Origin of the sequence: Streptomyces sp. NPDC005566, assembly GCF_040605575.1 — a bacterium.
GTDB lineage: Bacteria > Actinomycetota > Actinomycetes > Streptomycetales > Streptomycetaceae > Streptomyces.
The window spans coordinates 1-19,634 of sequence record NZ_JBEXDB010000032.1; the positions used below are offsets into that span (position 1 = coordinate 1).

Genomic DNA, 19,634 nt, shown 5'->3' on the forward strand with positions numbered 1-19,634 from the left:
ACATGGTTCACCAGACTGCGATGCGAAACCTGCACACCCTTCGGCCGCCCCGTCGAACCCGACGTGAACACCGTGTACGCCACCGAATCCAGATCAACAACCACGTCCGGAGCCGACTCCGGGAACGACGACACACCCTCCTCGTCGTCGACCCGCACCACATCCACGTCGAACCGGTCCGCGTACGCACCCGACGTCAGAGCGACCGACACCCGCGCGTCGGCCACCATGCCCGCGATACGACCCGCCGGCAACACCGGGTCCATCGGAACGAACCCACCGCCCGCACGCCACACCGCCAGCAACGACACCACCAGATCAACCGACCGATCCAACAGCACCGCAACCGTCGACTCCGCACCCACACCCACCGCACGAAGACGATGCGCCAACCGATTCGCCCGCACATCCAACTCCGCGAACGACAACGACCGCCCACCCGCCTCCACAGCCACCGCACCCGGCGACTCGACCACCCGACGCGCCACCAGCTCCGGCACCGACACCTCCGGCACCACCACCGCCGAGTCGTTCCACCCGGTCAGCACCTGCTCACGCTCACCACCGGGCAGGAACACCTGACGCGCGTCACCCTCCACATCCGCGGCCATCGACTCCAGCACCGACCGGTACATCGCGGCGAGGCGGTCCGTGCCCTCCCTGCCGATGAGATGCCGGTTAGCGGTGATCACCATGAACCCGGCGCGGGTGGAGACACCCAGCGGGAACTCGGTGGGGCTGTCGTCGAGCGTGGCCGGGTAGTCGACGAGGTCCTGGTCGACCTGCCGGAAGTTCTGGTAGCTGAAGCGGACGTTGACGAGCCGGTCGCTCGTGCTGAGCTCGCGCTGCATCACGCCCAGCGGGTACCGGCGGTGCGGCCACACCTCGATCTCCTGGTCGAAGACCTGGCGCACCAGATCGCGCCAGGTCTCGGCGCCACGGGTGAAGGCGAAGGGCAGCGGGTTCAGGTAGACCCCGTACACCCGCTCGGCGCCCACGGCCTCCGGCCTGGCGTTGGTGACGAGGGCGGTGAAGAAGGACTCCTCCGGCGTGAGCTGGCTCATCACCTTCAGGTGCGCCGCGTGCAGGACGCTCTTGATCGGTACCTTCGCCTTGCTGGCCAGGGTCCGCAGTCCGGCGTCCAGGTCGTGGTACGGCACCCAGGCGCGGTGCAGTCCGCGCGGTGTCTCCTCCGGGTCGTCGCCCCAGCCGGCGGGCAGTTCGAAGGAGGCGTTGTTCTCGAGGATCGTCCGCCAGTAGTCGCGGTCGTCGTCCCCGGCCAGGGAGACCAGCTCGGCGGCGACGAAGTCCGCGTACCGCACGGCGGCGGGTGCGGGTTCCTCGACCGGCGTTCCGTCGCGCAGCGCGCGGTAGGTCGTGGCCAGTTCCATCAGCAGGGAGTGGTGGCTCCATCCTTCCAGTACCGCGTGGCACTCGGTCAGGGTCAGCCACCAGGAGCCGTCGTCGCAGGCGTGTCCGGTGAAGCGGATGAGCGGGGCCCGGGTCAGGTCGAAGAGCTGGGTGCGCTCTTCGGCCATGAACGCGCGCAGCGACGCTTCGACGGCGGCGCCGTCGAGCCCCCGCAGGTCGCGTGCGTCGACCGGCGAGGTGACATCGGACGGGGCGTGGACGAGCTGCAGCGGTACGGAGTAGCCCTCGATCGCGAACGATGAGCGCAGGATCTCGTGCCGGGCCAGCACCGTGTCCACGGCCTGCTGGAGCAGCTCGCGGTCGAAGAGCCGGTCGTCGAGGATCCGGAAGCAGGTCGAGTTGTGGTAGTGGTTGCGGCCGTCGTCGGCGAGCATCTCGACGACCATGCCGAGCTGCACCTGCGCCAGCGGGTAGGCGTCGACGAGGCCGGCCGGCAGCCGGTCGAGGTCTTCCTGCGCGAGCAGGGCGAAGGGCTCGACGGCCGGTTCGGCCTTGGCCGGGGCGGGGCGTCCGGTGATGAACGCGACGAGTTCGGCGGGGGTCCGGTGCTCGAACACATCGCGGACCGTCACGTCGTACTCGCCGTCGCGCAGTGCGCCGACGAGTGCGACGGCGCGCAGCGAGTCGCCGCCCAGGTCGAAGAAGTTGTCCTCGACGCCGACCTGTTCGACCCCGAGCACCTCGCGCCAGACGGAGACCATCTCCTCCTCGGCCGTGGTGCGCGGTGCGACGTGGGCGGCCTCGACACCGAGTGCGCTGCGGTCGGGGGCGGGCAGTGCGGCCTGGTCCAGCTTGCCGTTGACGGTCAGCGGGATCTTCCCGACGACGAGGAAGGCCGTCGGGATCATGTAGTCGGGGAGTGACCCGGCCAGCAGGGTCCGCAGTTCGCTGGGCGCGGCCACGGCATCGCTGGTGGGTACGACGTACGCCACGAGCCTGCGGTCGCCGGGGGTGTCCTCCCTGGCGACGACGACGGCGTCCCGGACGCGCGGGTGGGTGGTCAGCGCGGCCTTGATCTCGCCCAGTTCGATGCGGTGACCGCGGATCTTCACCTGGTGGTCGATGCGGCCCAGGTAGTCGAGGCTGCCGTCGGGCCGCCTGCTCGCCAGGTCACCGCTGCGGTAGAGACGGGAGCCGGGCTTCCCGTACGGGTCGGGTACGAAGCGTTCGGCGGTCAGGGCCGGCCGGTTGAGGTACATGCGGGCGACACCGGGGCCGCCGACGTGGATCTCGCCGGGCACGCCGACGGGCACCTGCTCGCCGTGCGGGCCGAACAGGTGGACCTGCAGGTCGCGCAGCGGTACCCCGATCGCGTTCCCGGTGTCGGACTCCAGGTCGGACTCGGTGAGCAGGTGGTACGTGGTGTGGACGCAGGTCTCGGTGATGCCGTACAGGTTGGCCAGCGCGGTCTGTTCGAGACTGCGGCGGGCGACCCAGGGCTTGAGGCCCGGGATGTCCAGCCGTTCGCCGCCGAACGACACGACACGCAGGGAGAGTTCGTCGAGCAGCCGGTGTCCGTCGGCGGCGAGGGAGACCAGGCTGCGGAAGGCGGACGGGGTCTGGTTGAGGACGGTGACCCGCTGCTCGGTGAGGAGGCGCAGGAAGTCTTCGGGGGCGCGGGCCACGTCCGGCGGGACGACCACGAGGCGGCCGCCGTAGGCGAGGGCGCCCCAGATCTCCCAGACCGACATGTCGAAGGCGTAGGAGTGGAAGAGCGTCCATACGTCGTTCTCGTCGAAACCGAAGTGTTCCTCGGTCACGGTGAGCAGGCGCAGCACGTTCGTGTGGCTGAGGCCGACGCCCTTGGGGCGGCCGGTGGAGCCGGACGTGTAGATGGTGTAGATCAGGTCCTCGGGTACCACTCCGGACTCGGGGTTGCTGTCCGGGGCCGCGGCCAGGGCTGCCGTCTCCGCCTCGCCGTCCAGCACCACGAGCAGGCCGTCGACGACACCGGTCAGGTGCGCGGCGTGCGCACCGGAGGTGACGACGATGCGGGCGCCCGCGTCCCCCAGCGTGTAGCCGATGCGCTCGGCCGGGTGTTCCGGGTCCAGGGGCAGGTAGCCGGCCCCGGTCTTGAGCACGGCGAGGAGGGTCGGCACCAGGTCGAGGTCGCGGTCCAGGCTGACGCCGACGAGTCCGCCGGGGCGGGCGCCGTGGGCCCGCAGGTGGTGGGCGAGCCGGTTGGCCCGTGCGTTGAGTTCGGCGTAGCTGAGCTGCTGGTTGCCGAAGACGAGGGCGATCGCGTCGGGGGTGGCCGCGGCCCGGTCCTCGACGAGCTCGTGGATGCAGCGGTCGGGCGCTTCGAAGTGGGCGGGCTCGGGCAGCAGGACGGCCAGATCGGATGCGTCCAGCATGTCGAGGCGGGAGAGCCGCAGGTCCGGTTCGGCGGCGGCCGATTCGACCAGGCGCACGAAGTGCCGGGCCATGCGCTCGGCGGTGGCCCGGTCGTAGAGGGCGGTGCTGTACTCCAGCGCGCCCCGGACGCTGCCGTCCGCGGATTCGCTCAGCTGGAGGGTGAGGTCGAAGCGCGAGACGCGCGAGGTCGCGTGCAGGGACTCCGCCTCGACGCCGGGCAGCCGGAAGTCGCGGGTGCGTTCCCGGTGCATGGTGAAGGCCACCTGGCACAGGGGGGTGCGGGACATGTCCCGCACCGGCACGAGTTCGTCCGCGAGACGCGCGAACGGGAACTCCTGGTTGTCGAAGGCGTCCAGCACCGTCTCGCGGGCGCCGACGAGCAGCTCCCGGAACGTCGGGTCGCCCTGCCACTGTCCACGCAGGACAAGGGTGTTGATGCCGTAGCCGATGAGCTGTTCCAGTTCGGGGCGGCTCCGGCCGGACACGACGGTGCCGACGGCGATGTCGTCGCGACCGGTGTACCGGGAGAGCAGCGCCTGGTAACCGGCGAGCAGGGTCTGGAACGGGGTGGCGCCGTGTGCGGAGCCGAGCGTGCGGAGCTTCTCCGCCAGCGGGGCCGGAATCACGATGGGCACCGCGTCGCCGTCGTAGCTGCGGGAGGCCGGGCGTCGCCGGTCGGTGGGCACCTCGAGCGGGGTGCTGCCGGCCAGCTGACCACGCCAGTGGTCGAGCTGCTTGGTCAGGGCGTCACCGGCGAGGCGGGTGTGCTGCCAGGCCGCGTAGTCGGCGTACTGGACGGCCATCGGCGCCAGCGGGGACGGCTTGCCCTCGGCGAACGCCCCGTACACGTCGGAGAGTTCGGACATGAACAGGCCGACGGACCACTCGTCGCAGGCGACGTGGTGGAAGACCACGACCAGCAGGTGGTGGTCGTCGGCGATCCGGATGAGCCGGGCCCGCAGCGGCGAACCGTTCTCCAGGTCGAAGGGACGCCCGGGCTCCGCCTCGGCCAGTGCGAGGGCGCGCTGTTCACGCTCGGCGATGTCGGCCGTGCCCGTGAGGTCGTCGACCGGGAGGCCGAACGGGGCGGGAGGGTCGATCAGCTGGACCGGCTCGGCACCTTCGAGGCGGTACCGGGTGCGCAGGATCTCGTGCCGCGCCACGAGTTCCTCGAAGCTGCGGCGCAGCACCGAGGTGTCGAGCGGCCCGTGCAGTCGCAGGGCGACCGGGACGCTGTACTCCCAGCTGTCCGGGTCGAGCCTGCTCAGGAACCACATCTGCTGCTGGCCGTGGGAGAGCGCCAGCGGGCCGCCCCGCTCGACCGGCACCACTGCGGCACGCCGGCCGCTGCGGCCTCCGGCGAGTCGGGCGCGCACCAGTTCCTCGCGCCTCTCCTCGGCCTGTCCGCCCGTGCGAACTTCGCCAGTACTCATGCTGAGCGCCCCTCCCGACCTTCGTTCCGTACGTCTCACTGGGTGTCCTGCGTGGTGCTGCCGCCGGTCCTGCCGGCGGTTCCTGCTCAGGCGCCGGATGTCTCCATGCGGCGGCGCAGGCTCGCGGGCCGCATGTCCGTCCAGACCTCTTCGATGCGGTCGAGGCAGACCTGCCGGGCACCCTCGGTGCCCTCGGTGTGCCAGCCGGCCGGCAGCTCCCGGTCCGCGTCCCAGATCGAGTACTGCTCCTCGTCGTTCAGGACGACCCGGTAGACGCGGTTGTCGGTCTGCTCGTCAGCCATGTCGGTTTCCCTTCGGTGGTCGGATTCGCACTCAGCTTCGGACGCCCGCCTATATCGGCCCTCTACTGAACGCATCCGTACACACACGGCCACAACGCAGCACGCGGCCCGGTCCCGTCGGGGGAGGCGGGACCGGACCGCGTGGGTCTCGGGGTGCTGCGGGTGGGGGGCGCCCTGGTGCCGGAAGGCTGTCGGGCAGCCCTTGGGGGCGTGGCCGGGCTACTCGCGCGAGCCGAGGAACTGGACGGTCCGCGCCCGCAGTGCCGCGCCGACGGGCAGCACCGTGCCGGTCACGGCGAGGAGCGTGGACACGACGGCGACGGCGATGACGATCACGTACGGCACGACGATCGGTGTCGTACCGAACAGCTGGAGCAGCGCACCCCACAGGCCGGCCAGGTTGACCGCGGTGGCCGCGAGTGCCAGGGCCACCCCGATGGCGGAGACCAGCAGGGACTCGGCGACGAAGAACCGGACGACCTGTTTCGGCGTGGCCCCTGCCATGCGCAGCACCGCCAGGTCGCGGCGCCGGTCGGCCGTCGCCATGAGGAGCGTGTTGAGGATCGCGATGAAGCAGAAGATCATGATGATCACCGCGGTGGAGCGCTGCCGCACCTCCGTGAGATGACGTGCGTACGCGCTCTCGGAGGCGACCAATTGGTCCCTCGTCATGAACTCGGCTCCGCCGCCGGCCACCGCCTTGCGGATCTGTGCGGTGATCGCGGCGTGATCGGCACCGGAGTCCAGCGAGACGTAGGCACGCCGGGCCAGTCCGTCCCGGGCGTAGACGGCCGACGGGGCGAAGCGCTGCGGCAGGTACGCCACGTCCTCGCCCCGCAGCGCCTTGTACGTCGCCACGACCTTCAGATCGACACGCTCGCCGTCGGGCATCTCCACGGCCAGCTTGGAGCCGACGTCCATGCCCCACAGATCGGCCACGGCCGTGCTGTTGTCGTCGAGGTCGTCCAAGGACCCTTCGATGATCTTCAGGTCCATCGTCTTCTTCAGCGCGACGGGATCGACGACGAGGCCGTCGTTCTCCTCGTACCGGTTCTCGTCCTTGGTGTAGACGGTGGTGAGGATCGGCGCGGCGATGTGGACACCGTCGATCGCCGCGACGCGCTCGATCACCTGCGGGCTGATGCCCGGGGTTCCGTCGGGTGCGAGGGCGTACTGCGAACTGACCCGGTTCTGCAGGCCGTTGTCACGTGCGGCACCGAGTGAGTCGGTGGCGGCGAGCAGCGAGAAGGCCAGCCCGACGGTGAGCAGGACGGGAGCCGCGGTGGCAGCGGTACGCCGCCGTGACGTCAGCGCGCTCTCGCGCACCAGCATCGCGGTGGGCCCCGACGAGCCCCGGAAGGGCAGCATCAGCAGCTTGGTGAGCGGTCCGACGACCAGCGGTGCGAGCACCGCTGCGGCCAGTACAGGCACCATCAGCGACACGACGTAGACCGTGGGCGAGAGGACGCTCGTCGGGGACGCGACGGCGATCCACGCCGTCCACCCGACACCGCCCACCAGGGCGATGACACCGAGCAGCGCCCTGCCGGGCGTCACCCCCGTGTCATCGACCGAGGCTTCGCGCAGCGCCTCGATGGGACGGATGCTGCCGGCCCGGCGAGCCGCGGCCGCCGCACCGCCGACCGCCACCAGGAGGCCGACCAGGAAGGCCGCGGCGAGCGGCGCCAGAACCGTCCAGTGCAGCGAGGGCTCCACCGTGAACCACTCGGGCGAGATGTCCATCGCGATGAGCATGTCGGCGAGGAGCTGCGCGCCGAACAGCCCGAGGACCGTGCCGACGGCGGAGGCGACGATGCCGACGAGCAGCGCCTCGTTGCGGACCATCTTGCGCACCTGCTTGGGGGTGGCGCCGACGGTACGCAACAGTGCGACCTCCCGGCGGCGCTGGACCACCGCGAAGGCGAAGGTGGAGGCCACCACGAAGATCGCGGTGGTGCCGGCCACGCTGGCCATCACCGGTACCAGCGTGATGGTGTTGTCGAGCGTCTCGCGGTCGGCCGCCTCGCTGGCGTCGGCCTTGTGCCGGTCCTGGCCGGTGAGCACCGCGGCACTGTCGCCGACGGCGGCCCGCACGTCGGCGACCGGGCCGAGCGCCACCAGGGACTCGATGCGCGGGGAGAGCCGGGCGGCCTCCGCCTCGGTGAAGAAGACGGCGTCCTCCCAGCCGACCGGGGAGACCGTGCCGCTGACGGTGTACTGCTCGACACCGGAGGCGGTCAGGACCGTCACCTTGTCGCCGGTACGGGCCTGGTCGGCCGGGACCACGACGTCCTTGGCGCCGGTCGGCTCCTTGCCGTCGGCCAGGTCGTAGCCGCCGAACCGCGCCACCGGCCAGGGGTGGCCCACCTGGTCCGCGGGGCCGCCTTCGACCTGGGCGTAGAAGGCGCGGTCGACCACGGTCTCGCCGGTGGCGGCGACCTTCTCGCTCAGTTCGGCCGAGATTCCCTGGGCGGCCGCGAGCGACCGGATCCCGAGGTCGTGATGGGCCGGGTCCCAGTCCGGGTCGGACGCCTGCACCACGGCGGGCGCCTCGGCGAACCGTTCCACCGGCCGGTCCGGCAGGTCGAGCATCGTCATGATGAGTACGCCCATGGCCGCGACCTGCGCGACTCCGAGCACCAGCGCCACGACGGTGCCGAGGAACGACACCCACCGTGCCCGCAGGGTCTGGAAAGCAACCCTGATCACCGCGACACCGCCAGGTCCGTCATCCGCGCGGCGACCGCTTCGGCGGTGGGCGAGCGCAGCTCGCCGACCAGGCTTCCGTCGGCGAGGAACAGCACTCTGTCCGCGTACGCGGCCACGTTCGGGTCGTGGGTGACCATCACGATCGTCGTCGTCACCCGCTCGCCGTGACCGGGGGCGGGCACGACGCCGGGATCCTGCACCGGCGCACCGGCCAGCTGCCTCAAGGTGTCGAGCAGTTCGCGTCCCGTGGTGAGGTCGAGAGCGCCGGTGGGCTCGTCGGCGAAGAGTACGGCCGGCCGGGCGACCAGCGCACGGGCGATGGCGACACGCTGCTGCTGGCCGCCGGAGAGCTGGCTCGGCCGGCTGCCCGCCTTGTTCTCCAGTCCCACCTGGGCGAGTGCCTGCTGCACGGTCCGGCGCTTGGGCTTGCGCCCGGCCAGCCGCATCGGCAGCGCCACGTTCTGCTCGGCCGTGAGTGAGGGCAGCAGGTTGAAGGCCTGGAAGATGAACCCTGTCGTCTCGCGGCGGAGTTCGGTGAGCTGGGTCTCGTTCAGCCCGACGATGTCCTTGCCGTCGATGAACACCCGCCCCGATGTGGGCTTGTCGAGTCCCGCGGCGCACTGCAGCAGGGTCGACTTGCCGGAGCCCGACGGGCCCATGATGGCGGTGAAACTCCCACGGGGAAAGGACAGACCGATCTCGCGCAGCGCCGTCACCGCGCTGTCCCCGGATCCATAGGTCTTGGTCAGCGACTCGAGCCGCACTGCGTCATCCATCGATTCTCCGCAATTCCAGGGTGGTGAGGGGATCGGCCGTCGACCCGTCCGCGATGGCAACCGGTTCGGGCTGTGGGGGCGGTGCGCTGTCCTGCCGGTCCTCGAGCGCCGCACCCGGCCTGGTGAAGACCGCGGTGGCGACCAGGGCGAGCACCACCATCACTCCCGACACGACCATGAGCGTGTGCCGGGTGCCGACTGCCTCCAGCAGATACCCGGTACCGAGCGCACCGAGTGAACTCGCCCCCGACACCAGGAGCATGACGACACTGCCGACCCGCCCCTGCATGTTGTTGGGGGTGATTCGTACCTGGTAGGACATGCCGGAGACAGTAACAGCGGCTCCTATATGAGACGTTATGAAGAAGAGCACACCGAGTGCCACGGGTTGTCTGAAAAATACCGCTGCGGGCATGACCAGCGCCCACGTCACATGCGCCATGATCATGATCTGACGCATCGCCAGCCGCTTGTTCAGCCAGCCGCCGACCAGTGCCCCGAACAGCCCTCCCATACCGCCGGACGCCATGATCAGCCCGATGGTGCCCGCGGCGCCCCCGTCCTCCCTGACCACGACGGCCACGGTGAGGATGAGCCCCTGGAAGACCAGATTGCTTCCCGCGATGATCAACAGCGCCGTACGGAAAAAGGCGCGATCCCATACCCACCGCAGCCCGACCGCGATGTCGGCCCGCATGTTGCGGCGCTTGTTGCCCGGCCTGGGGGGCGGCTCCTTCTCCCCCCGCAGCCGCACGAGCGTGATCAGGGACAGCAGGTACAGCCCGACGCTCGACATGAACGGCATCCACGCCGAGAGACCGAACATGGCGCCGCTCACCGGATGCCCGACGAAGTTGACGCCCCGTGAACGGGCCTCGTTCGTCGCCATCGCCGCCCCCAGCTGTCTGGGCGGCACCACACCGCGGACCATGGCCCGCTCGGACAGCTGGTAGAACACCGTCATGCTGCTCTGGATGAACGCCACCGTCGCGATGTGCCAGACCCGGACGGTGTCCCCCAGCAGCGATACGGCCACCGTGGCGACCGCGACCATGCGCACGATGACGCACGTCATCATCACCCGTCGACGGTTCAGCCGGTCCACCATGACACCGGCCGGCAGCTGGACCAGCAGCGCCGGCAACAGCCCCGCGAAGCCCACGAGTCCGGCCGCGCTCTCCGATCCGGTGTCCCACAGCACGAGCAGCGTGAACGCCATGCCCGAGCAGCGCTCCGCCATGACGGACATGGCGGAGCCGGTCCACAGCAGCCGGAAGTCGCGGTAGCTGCGCAGCGTCGGCAGTGCGTGCTTGCTTCTTCGGCGTACGCGATACCCCCCCTCGTCGCTCATGGCCGTTTCGCCCAGCACCATTCCAGGACAGCCATCGCGCTGTGCAGCTTGTGCGTGGCCTGGGTGAAGGCGATGCTCGCCGGCCCGTCCAGCACCTCGGCGGTGACCTCCTGGCCGCGGTGGGCGGGAAGGTCGTGCAGGAAAGCGGCGTGCGGGCTCTCCTCCCACAGCTCGCGGGTCACCTGGAACGGTGCGAAGACCTCCCGCCAGTCGGCGGTCGGCTTGCTGGTTCCGGTGGTCTGCCAGCGCGTGGTGTAGACGGCGTCGAGCCCCGAGGGCCGGGCGTCCATGTCGTGCTGCTCGGACACCTTCGACCCGCTGCGCGCCGCCTGTTCGGTGGCGGTGGCGAGAATCTCCGGCGCCAGCCCGTAGCCGGGCGGCGTCCGCAGCTCGAGCTCCGTCCCGGGGAACCGGGTCAGGGCGAGGGCCAGGGCCGCGGCGCTGTTGTTGCCCTCGCCGACGTACAGGACCCGCAGTCCCTCGACGCGGCCGAAGTGGTGCTGCAGCGTGGTGAGATCGGTGAGCCCTTGGGTGGGGTGCTCCTCGGCGCTCATCGCGTTGATGACGGACATCTGCCCGCCGGCAGCCCAGGTCCGCAGCTCCTCGGTGGCGTCCGCGGTACGCGCCACCAGCAGGTCCAGCATGCCGGAGAGCACCCGGCCGGTGTCCTCGGTGGTCTCCCCCGTGTTCAGCTGCAGGTCGTCGGGGCCGAAGGTCACCGCCTTCGCCCCGAGCCGCAGGGCACCACTGGTGAACGCGGTACGGGTACGGGTGGACGTCCGCCGGAAGTAGATGCCGACGATCGCGTCCTCCAGGGACTTCGCCCTGGCCCCGGCGGCGAATTCCGCCCCCCGCTCGACCAGGCCCCGCAGGTCGTCGTCGGTCAGGTCGCTGATGGAGATGAGGTGTCGCATGGTCACGTCCTTCGTCTCGACGGAATCAGTGGGACTCGGTGAGTACGGCGTCGATCTCGGCCCGGATACGGTTCTCGATCTCCACGGCGAGCTGCGCGATCGTCGGGCTCTCGAAGGCGACGCGCATCGGCAGGTCGAGGTCGAACTCGTTCTGCAGGCGCGAGACCAGCCGGACGGCGAGGATGGAGTGGCCGCCCAGGTCGAAGAAGCTGTCCTGGGTGCTTGCTTCCTTGCCCAGCAGGTCGCGCCAGATGACGGCGACGCGTTCCTCGGTGGGTGTACCGGGAGCGATGAACGCGTCTGCGGCCGTGGCCTCCGGGTCGGGGAGGGCGCGTCGGTCGATCTTGCCGTTGGCCGTCAGCGGAAGGGCGTCGAGCCCGATGAAGACGGAAGGGACCATGTACTCCGGCAGCGAGCCGGCCAGCCAGGCCGACAGGTCTTCGGTGCTGCCGACGACATAGGCGATGAGCCGCTGGTCCTCCGAGACCACCACAGTGGCGTCGGTGACCTGCGGATGAGCAACCAACGCGGCACGGATCTCACCGAGCTCGATGCGATACCCGCGCACCTTCACCTGGTCATCGATACGACCCAGGAACTCGACCGCACCATCACTGCGCCACCGCACCAGGTCACCCGACCGGTACAACCGCGCACCGGCCGGCCCGAACGGATCAGGCACGAACCGCTCCGCCGTCGCACCCGGACGGAACGCATAACCCCGCGCCACACCCGTACCACCGACGAACAGCTCACCCACCGCACCCACCGGAACCGGCTGCAGACCCGCGTCCAACACCCGCATGATCATGTTCGGCAGCGGACGCCCGATCGGCACCACACCCTCGAACGCCTCCACCAACGGGAACACACACGTACCCACGGTCGCCTCGGTCGGACCGTACTCATTCAGAACACGGCCCTCACCCAGCAGCACCCGCCACCGCTCCACCAGAGCACCCGGCAACGCCTCACCGGCGACCACCACACGCGACGTCAACGCCACGATCTGCGCGTCCGACAACTGACCCGACAACACTTCCAAATGGCCGGGTGTCAGCTTCATGAAGGAGAACGGACCCGCCGCCACCAGGCTCTCGCCCAGCTCCGTCAGCTCACCGTCCCACAGCCACGCACGCTGACCCGCCGCCAAGGGCGCCCACACATTCGGCACCACCAGGTCGAACGCCACCGACGAGAACACCGGCGCACCACCCGAACCCGATGCCACCAACTCCCGCACCGCCCAGTCCACATGGTTCACCAGACTGCGATGCGAAACCTGCACACCCTTCGGCCGCCCCGTCGAACCCGACGTGAACACCGTGTACGCCACCGAATCCAAGTCCAGCACACCCGAAGGAACCGACTCAGGGAACGACGACACATCACCATCGGCCAGCACCGTCTCCACACCCGGGAAACGATCCACATACCGAGCCGACGTCAACGCCACCGTCACCCGCGCGTCCTCGACCATCCCCGCGATACGACCCGCCGGCAACACCGGATCCATCGGAACGAACCCACCACCCGCACGCCACACCGCCAGCAACGACACCACCAGATCAACCGACCGATCCAACAGCACCGCAACCGTCGACTCCGCACCCACACCCACCGCACGAAGACGATGCGCCAACCGATTCGCCCGCACATCCAACTCAGCGAACGACAACGACCGACCACCAGCCTCCACAGCCACCGCACCCGGCGACTCCACCACCCGACGCGCCACCAGCTCCGGCACCGACACCTCCGGCACCACCACCGCCGAGTCGTTCCAGACCCGCAGGAGCCGGTGCTCGTGCACCGAGGTGATGTCGATGGCGGACAGAGCCGCCTCGGGCGCCGCCACCACGCCCTCGACCAGTCTCACGAAGTGGTCGGCCATGCGCTCCACGGTGGGCCGGTCGAACAGCGAGGTCGCGTACTCCAGTGCACCGTTCAGCGAGCCGTCGGCCTGGCGCCACACGAACATCGTCAGGTCGGTCTTGGCCACCCGCCAGGCGCCCTGGAAGGCGTCCATCAGCACCCCGTCGGCGGCCACCGCTGTGGCGCCTTCGTCCTGGAGGTCGAAGGCGACCTGGTAGAGCGGGGTACGGGACAGGTCGCGGACCGGCTGCAGCTCGTCCACCAGCCGCTCGAACGGCAGCTCCTGGTGCGCGAAGCCGGTCATGGCCATGTTCTTCGTACGTCCCAGCAGCTCACCGAAGGTCGGGTCGCCGGTCAGGTCGCAGCGCATGACGAGCGAGTTGAGGAAGAAGCCGACCGTGCCCTGGGTCTCGGGCCTGAGGCGCCCGGTGACCGGGCTCCCGATGCCGAAGTCGTCCTGTCCGCTGTGCCGCGAGAGCAGTGCCGCGAAGACGGCCAGCAGGGTCGCGTACTGGGTCGCGCCGTGCCTCCGCCCGATGCCGCTGAGAGCGTCGGCGAGACCGGCCGGCACCGAGAAGCGCACGCCCTCGCCCCGCCCGTCGCGCCGGGCCGGGCGCAGCCGGTCCGTGTGCAGCTGCAGCTCGGGCATGCCGCGCAGCGCGTTCTTCCAGTAGTCGAGTTCGCGGTCCAGGACCGTGTCGTCGGACCGGGCGGCCTGCCAGGCCGCGTAGTCCGCGTACTGCACCGGGAGGTCGGCGAGTTCCGGTGTCCGGCCTTCGGAGGCGGCGGCACACAGTTCGCGGATCTCCCCGTCCATGAGCACCGTCGACCAGCCGTCACTGGCGATGTGATGGGTCGTCACCAGCAGGACGGGGCCGCCGACGGGAACCCGTACCAGCAGAGCCCGCCACAGCGGCCCGTCGCTCAGGTCGAAGCCCCGGGCGAACTGCTCCCCGAACAGCCCTTCGAGCTCTGCCTCGCTCGCGTCCACCACGCGCAGCTCGACCGGCTGGGGCCCGACCACCACCTGGCGGGGCTCCTCGCCCTCCAGGACGTACCGGGTGCGCAGGGACTCGTGGCGGGTCTCCAGCGTGTCCAGCGCGGACTGCACCGTGTCGGCGGCCGTGCCGGCGGGCAGCCGGAGGAACAGCGGCGCCACCCATTCGGCGCTGCCCGGGTGCATGCGGTCCAGGAACCACAGCCGGTGCTGTCCGAAGGAGAGCGGCAGGGGGGTGTCGCGTCCCACCGGTACCACCTCGGGTACGGCGGGCCGCGCCTCCTCCAGGAGCTTGGCCTGGGCCTCGACGGTGGAGGCCGCGAAGAGCCCGCGCAGCTGGATGCTGTCTCCGGATGCCCTGCCCAGGGCGTCGGCCAGCCGGGTCAGGACGAGTGAGGAGCCGCCGAGGGCGAAGAAGTCGTCGTGCACACCGATCCGTTCCACCTGGAGCAGCTGCTCCCACACCTCGGCCACGAGGCGTTCGGCGACGGTGCGGGGCGCGGTGTACTCGGGTCCCTCACCCGCGGTCCGCGTACCGGGCTGCTCGGGGTCGGGCAGGGCCTTGCGGTCGATCTTGCCGTTACCGGTCAGCGGGAAGGCGTCCACGGGTACGAACAGGGCGGGGACCATCGGCTCGGGGAGCCGTTTGCGCAGGAAGCTGCGCAGTTCGTCCCGGGGTATGCGGCGGGCGGTCACCAGATGGGCGACGAGCCGCTTTCCGCCGCCGACGGTGTACGCGCCGACCACGGCGCCCCGGATGTCGGGGTGCGCGTTGAGCGCGACCTCCACCTCGGCGGGCTCGATGCGGACGCCGTTCACCTTGACCTGGTGGTCCACCCGGCCGAGGTAGGCGAGTGCGCCGTCGGAGCGCCAGCGCGCGAGGTCGCCGGTGCGGTACATGCGGCTGCCTGCCGGGCCGTGCGGGTCCGGTACGAACCTGTCCGCGGTCTGTGCCGCGTTGCCGACGTAGCCGCGTGCCACGCCGATGCCTCCGGCGTACAGCTCGCCGACGACACCGATCGGGACCGGGTCGAGCTCCTCGTCGAGGACGTACACGCGCATGTTGTCGACCGGCCGGCCGATCGGCACGGCCTCGGTGTGCAGCTCCGGGTCGAACTCCTGGCCCGTGACGTCGATGGAGCACTCCGTGGGGCCGTAGGTGTTCCACACCTTGGCGCCGGTGGGTTCGCCGAGCCTGCGGCACAGTTCGGCGTCGAGTGCCTCACCCGCGGACAGGACGAGCCGCAGCCCGGTGCACTCGGACCAGGCGGGCTCCTCGGCGAGCAGTCGCAGCACGGAGGGCACGCCCTGCAGGACGGTGATGTGCCGGTCGGCCACCGTCCGTACGAGGAGTGCGGGGTCGGATTCGGCACCCTCGGGGGCCATCACGACGGTGCCGCCCGCGACCAGCGGCGCGAAGAGCTCCAGGGCCGCCGCGTCGAACGTGAGGACGGTCTTCTGCAACACCCGGTCGTTCGGGGTGAGTTCCTGGCGGTCGACCGACCACGACACCCGGTTGGCGATCCCGCCGTGCTCGACGAGCACGCCCTTGGGGCGGCCCGTCGAGCCCGAGGTGTACGTGATGTACGCGGCGTGCTGCGGGCTCGTTCCGACCGGTTCGGCGTCGGCCTCGCCGCCGGCCGCGTCCAGGAGCACGACACCGTCGGGTACGACACCGTCCAGAGCCCCGGCCGACGCGCCGACGGTCAGGACCGTCCGCGCGCCGCTGTCCGCGACCATCCAGGCGATGCGCTCGGCCGGGTGGCCGGCGTCCAGCGGCACGTAGGCCGCGCCGGCCTTCCAGACGCCCAGGAGCGCCGCGACGAGCTCACGCCCGCGCGGCAGGCAGACGGCCACCCTCGACTCGGGGAGGACACCGCGCCCGCGCAGCAGCCGCGCGATTCCGTTCGCGCGGCGGTCCAGCTGCGCGTACGTCATCGACCCTTGTGCGTCGTCGACCGCGATGGCGTGGGGGGTACGGACGGTCTGCTGGGCGATCAGTTCGTGCAGCGGGACAGACATCTCTTCTCCAGAGGTGTTGATCAGTTGCAGCGTTCAGTGGCGGTGACCCGGGTCCGGGAGCCTTCCTAGGGCGTCGGCGCGGGAACGAACCCGTCGATACGGGTGCCGATGCCGCCCCTTCGTGCCTCGTCCCGGACGAATCCGGCCAGCGCCAGGTCCAGGACGCCGAGGCCGAACGGGGAGTACACGAGCGGCTTTCCGGCTTCCGGTTCCAGCCGGGCGGTGCCGCGCAGCAGTGCGCCGATGGAGGCGTCGACGAAGTCGCGCCCGCCGGTGTGCTGCTCCGCGAGGTGCGGTGAGGTCTGCTCACGGCATACGTGGTCGGGGTCGTCGACGATGTTGTGCGCGCCCAGTACGGCGGGCACGGTGAGGTCGCGCAGCGAGATGTGGAGCACGACGGTCCCGGGCGGGCAGGCGTCCAGGCCGGTGTACGGCGAGGCCGACGTCGTCGCGAAGGACACCATGTCGTGGGCTGCCAGCGCCTCGTCGAGCGTGGCGCAGTGGCGGATCTTCGCGCCCGGCAGCAGCCTGGCGTGGTCCGCGGTGAAGCGCTTGGCCCGCTCCATGTCCGTGTCGTGGACGGCGAGGGAGTCGAGTTCGGGTCGCTCGGCGGCCAGGAAGCGCAGCACCTCCCGGTTGATGACACCGGTGCCGATGAGCGTGATTCCGGAGGGCCTGCGGTCGCCGAGGAGCATCCGCGCGCCGAGCGCGGCCGAGGCCGCGGTGCGCTGGGCCGAGATCAGGGAGCCCTCGATGAGGGCCTCGGGGTGTCCGGTCTCCAGCGAGTTCAGCAGGACGGCGGCGCTGGCCCGCTGCAGCCCGGCGGCGACGTTGCCGGGGAAGGAGGAGATCCACTTCATTCCGGCTACTTCGCCGGCGCCGCCGAGGTAGCCGGGGAGGCCGATGATCCGGTCCCTCGGACGGTCGGGGAAACGCAGGAAGACGGAGTGCGGGAGGACCGTGCGGCCCTCGTCGTGGCGCTTGTACGCCTCGGCGACGAGGTCGATGACCTCCTTCTCGCGTCCGGCCAGCAGCCCGGCCACTTCACCGTGCTTGATGATCAGCATGCGCCCACCGCCAATGTGTGTTCGGGTTCGTTCCACAGGTGTGAGACCTCTCCGAAGTGGGCGCGCACCCAGTCGTCGGAGTAGATGGTGTCGAGATAGCGGTCGCCGCGGTCGGGGAAGATCATCACGCAGTTGCTGCCGGCCGGAATGCGGTCGGCCATCTTCCCGAGTGCGGCGGTCACCGCTCCCGACGAGCCGCCCGCGAGGATCGCCTCACGGTGCGTCAGGGTCCGGCAGGCGACGACGCACTCGAGGTCGTTGACGAGCACGACCTCGTCGGCCAGCGTCGGGTCGAACAGCGGGGGCTTGATCGCGGCCCCGTGTCCGGGAAGCAGCCGCGGGCCCGAAGGCCCGCCGAACAGCACGCTGCCCATCGCGTCGACCCCCACCAGCGTGGTGGGGAGTCCGCGCTCGCGGATGTACTGGGCGCAGCCGGTCATGGTGCCGCCGGTTCCGGTCGAACAGAACAGGTAGTCCACCCGGTCGTCCAGTGCTTCGGCGATCTCCCGCATGGTCTGCACATGGGCCCGGGGGTTGAGCGGGTTGGCGTACTGGTTGGGCCAGTACGCGCCGGGTGTCGCGGCCACCAGTTCGCGTACGCGCGCCAGGCGCACGGGCAGGTAGGCGCGGGTGTCCGGGTCGACCTCGGTCACCATCTCGACCGTGACCCGGTAGGCGCGCAGGATCGCCAGGTTCTGCTGCGTGGTCTTGGGGTCCACGACGCAGATGAAGTCGATCCCGAAGTACCGGCAGATCTGTGCGATGCCGATCGCCAGGTTCCCGGAGCTCGACTCCACGACCGTGGACCTGCCCGGTACCAGTTCCCCGCTGCGGATCCTGCCGAGCAGCATGGACAGCGCCGACCTGTCCTTGACGCTGCCGCCGGGGTTGAACGCCTCCAGTTTCGCGAAGACGCGGGAGCCGAAGCGGGGCAGCAGTCCGCCGAGTTCGACGAGGTGCGTGTTGCCCACACCGTCGAGAATGCCGCGGAGCACGGGTTGCTTCATGATCCGTCGCCGGTGTTGCTGCCCAGGGCGAGCAGGGAACGCTTCTGGGCGGCGTCCGTCAGCGGGATCCGGGAGACCGGGCGTTCCGGGTGGTCCCCGGCGGCGGTCATGAAGCGGATGAGCTGGTCGAACAGCCGCTCCACTGTCTCCCGTTCGAAGAGCGCGGTGTCGTAGCGCAGGGCGATGGTGAGCCCCTGCGCGTCACGGGTGACTTCGAAGGTGATGTCGCACTGGCCCTCGAGGTGCGGGATCTCCAGGTACGTGGTGGTCAGACCTGCCACGTCGAGGGGTACGCCGGCGACCGCACCGGCCAGTTCGGAACCGAAGCGGTCCGTGGTGACCATGGTCATCGAGATCCGGAACAGCGGCCCGGAAGCCGCCGCGGCCTGTGCGACCAGCGGGAACGGGTACGTGGCCCGCGCGGTCGCCTGCCTGAGGCGGTCGTTGGCCGCTGCCGTCACCTCGCCCAGCGGGGTGTTCCTGTCGAACACGGCCCTGATGAGGACCGGGTTGACGTAGTAGCCGACGACGTCCTTGGCGGCCGAGCGGCGCACGGAGGCCGGGCAGGCGATGAGGAAGTCGGTCTGTCCCGTCCAGCGGTTCAGCAGGGCCTGCAGGGAGCCGAGCGCCAGGGCGAACTGCGAGATCTCCTGTTCGGCTGCGGCGCGCTTGAGCCGCTCCGCGAGCTCGTCGGGCAGCCGGCGCACGAGACTGGCGCCGGTGAACGACGCGACGGCCGGCCGGGGCTTGTCGGTCAGCAGCTCCGCGGGTGCGGAACCTTCGACCTGCTCCTGCCAGAACTCCGCCTGCCGCTGACCGCGGGAGGATTCGAGCAGGGCCCGCTCGCTCTCGACGAAGTGGTCGTAGTCGACGGCGACGGGCGCCCAGCCGGGCTCCTCGCCCCCGGCGAACGCCTCGTACGCGGCCAGCAGGTCGCGCCACAGCATCCACTGGGAGATGGCGTCGGTCGCGATGTGGTGGGTGAGCGCCAGCAGCACGGCGTCGCTACGGCGACGCCACAGCACCACCCGGAACGGTCCCTCCTCCGAGAGCCGGAAGGGGGTGCCCGCCTCCGCCGCGACGAGCCGGTCGAGCTCGGCGTCGTCCGCGTCCGGTACGTCACGCACGACGAGTTCGCCGATGTCGCCGGGGTTCCTCACCAGCCGGCGGGGACCGCCGTCGGCCTCGACGTACACCGAACGCAGCATCGGGTGCCGTTCGGTGAGCGCCCGGGCCGCCCGCGCCAGGACCTCCGGGTCCGGCGCGGGCTCCATCCGGACACCACCCGCGAGGTTGTAGGTCGCGCTGTCGGGGGCCAGTTTGTGGAGCAGCCATAGCCCCTCCTGGCCCACCGACAGGGGCATCGCCCCGCCTATGGGGTCCGTGTGGCCCATG

At 70.5% G+C, this 19,634-nt stretch carries 10 protein-coding genes; all 10 read right to left on the reverse strand.

What is annotated here, in order from left to right:
• The coding region (locus ABZS61_RS33055; RefSeq protein ID WP_356429639.1) for an amino acid adenylation domain-containing protein at positions 1 to 5,219 on the reverse strand (5,219 nt) is incomplete at its 3' end.
• 86 nt (positions 5,220 to 5,305) lie between these two features.
• Complete coding sequence (locus ABZS61_RS33060; protein ID WP_274553081.1) at positions 5,306 to 5,521, reverse strand: MbtH family NRPS accessory protein; 216 nt, start codon at positions 5,519 to 5,521, stop codon at positions 5,306 to 5,308.
• Positions 5,522 to 5,740: 219 nt separating this feature from the next.
• Positions 5,741 to 8,230, reverse strand: coding sequence for an ABC transporter permease (locus ABZS61_RS33065; RefSeq protein ID WP_356429642.1), 2,490 nt, complete (start codon positions 8,228 to 8,230; stop codon positions 5,741 to 5,743).
• A complete protein-coding gene (locus tag ABZS61_RS33070) occupies positions 8,227 to 9,006 on the reverse strand; it encodes an ABC transporter ATP-binding protein (RefSeq protein WP_356429645.1) in 780 nt (259 codons plus the stop codon). The genes ABZS61_RS33065 and ABZS61_RS33070 overlap by 4 nt, the downstream gene beginning before the upstream one ends.
• Positions 8,999 to 10,357, reverse strand: a complete 1,359-nt coding sequence (locus ABZS61_RS33075; protein ID WP_356429647.1) for an MFS transporter — start codon at positions 10,355 to 10,357, stop codon at positions 8,999 to 9,001. The genes ABZS61_RS33070 and ABZS61_RS33075 overlap by 8 nt, the downstream gene beginning before the upstream one ends.
• Positions 10,354 to 11,271, reverse strand: a complete 918-nt coding sequence (locus ABZS61_RS33080) for an ornithine carbamoyltransferase (RefSeq protein ID WP_356429650.1) — start codon at positions 11,269 to 11,271, stop codon at positions 10,354 to 10,356. Before ABZS61_RS33080 ends, ABZS61_RS33075 begins: the two co-directional genes overlap by 4 nt.
• A 25-nt stretch (positions 11,272 to 11,296) precedes the next feature.
• Positions 11,297 to 16,165 (reverse strand): amino acid adenylation domain-containing protein, encoded by a 4,869-nt coding sequence (locus ABZS61_RS33085; RefSeq protein WP_356429653.1) that lies wholly within the window; start codon positions 16,163 to 16,165, stop codon positions 11,297 to 11,299.
• Between the two features lie 65 nt (positions 16,166 to 16,230).
• The gene (gene sbnB / locus ABZS61_RS33090) at positions 16,231 to 17,232 is read right to left on the reverse strand and encodes a 2,3-diaminopropionate biosynthesis protein SbnB (protein ID WP_356429657.1); all 1,002 of its coding nucleotides are present in this window, start codon (positions 17,230 to 17,232) and stop codon (positions 16,231 to 16,233) included.
• A complete protein-coding gene (gene sbnA / locus ABZS61_RS33095) occupies positions 17,226 to 18,239 on the reverse strand; it encodes a 2,3-diaminopropionate biosynthesis protein SbnA (RefSeq protein ID WP_356429660.1) in 1,014 nt (337 codons plus the stop codon). Before sbnA ends, sbnB begins: the two co-directional genes overlap by 7 nt.
• The gene (locus ABZS61_RS33100; protein WP_356429663.1) at positions 18,236 to 19,633 is read right to left on the reverse strand and encodes a condensation domain-containing protein; all 1,398 of its coding nucleotides are present in this window, start codon (positions 19,631 to 19,633) and stop codon (positions 18,236 to 18,238) included. Before ABZS61_RS33100 ends, sbnA begins: the two co-directional genes overlap by 4 nt.
• Between the last annotated feature and the right edge of the window lies 1 nt (position 19,634).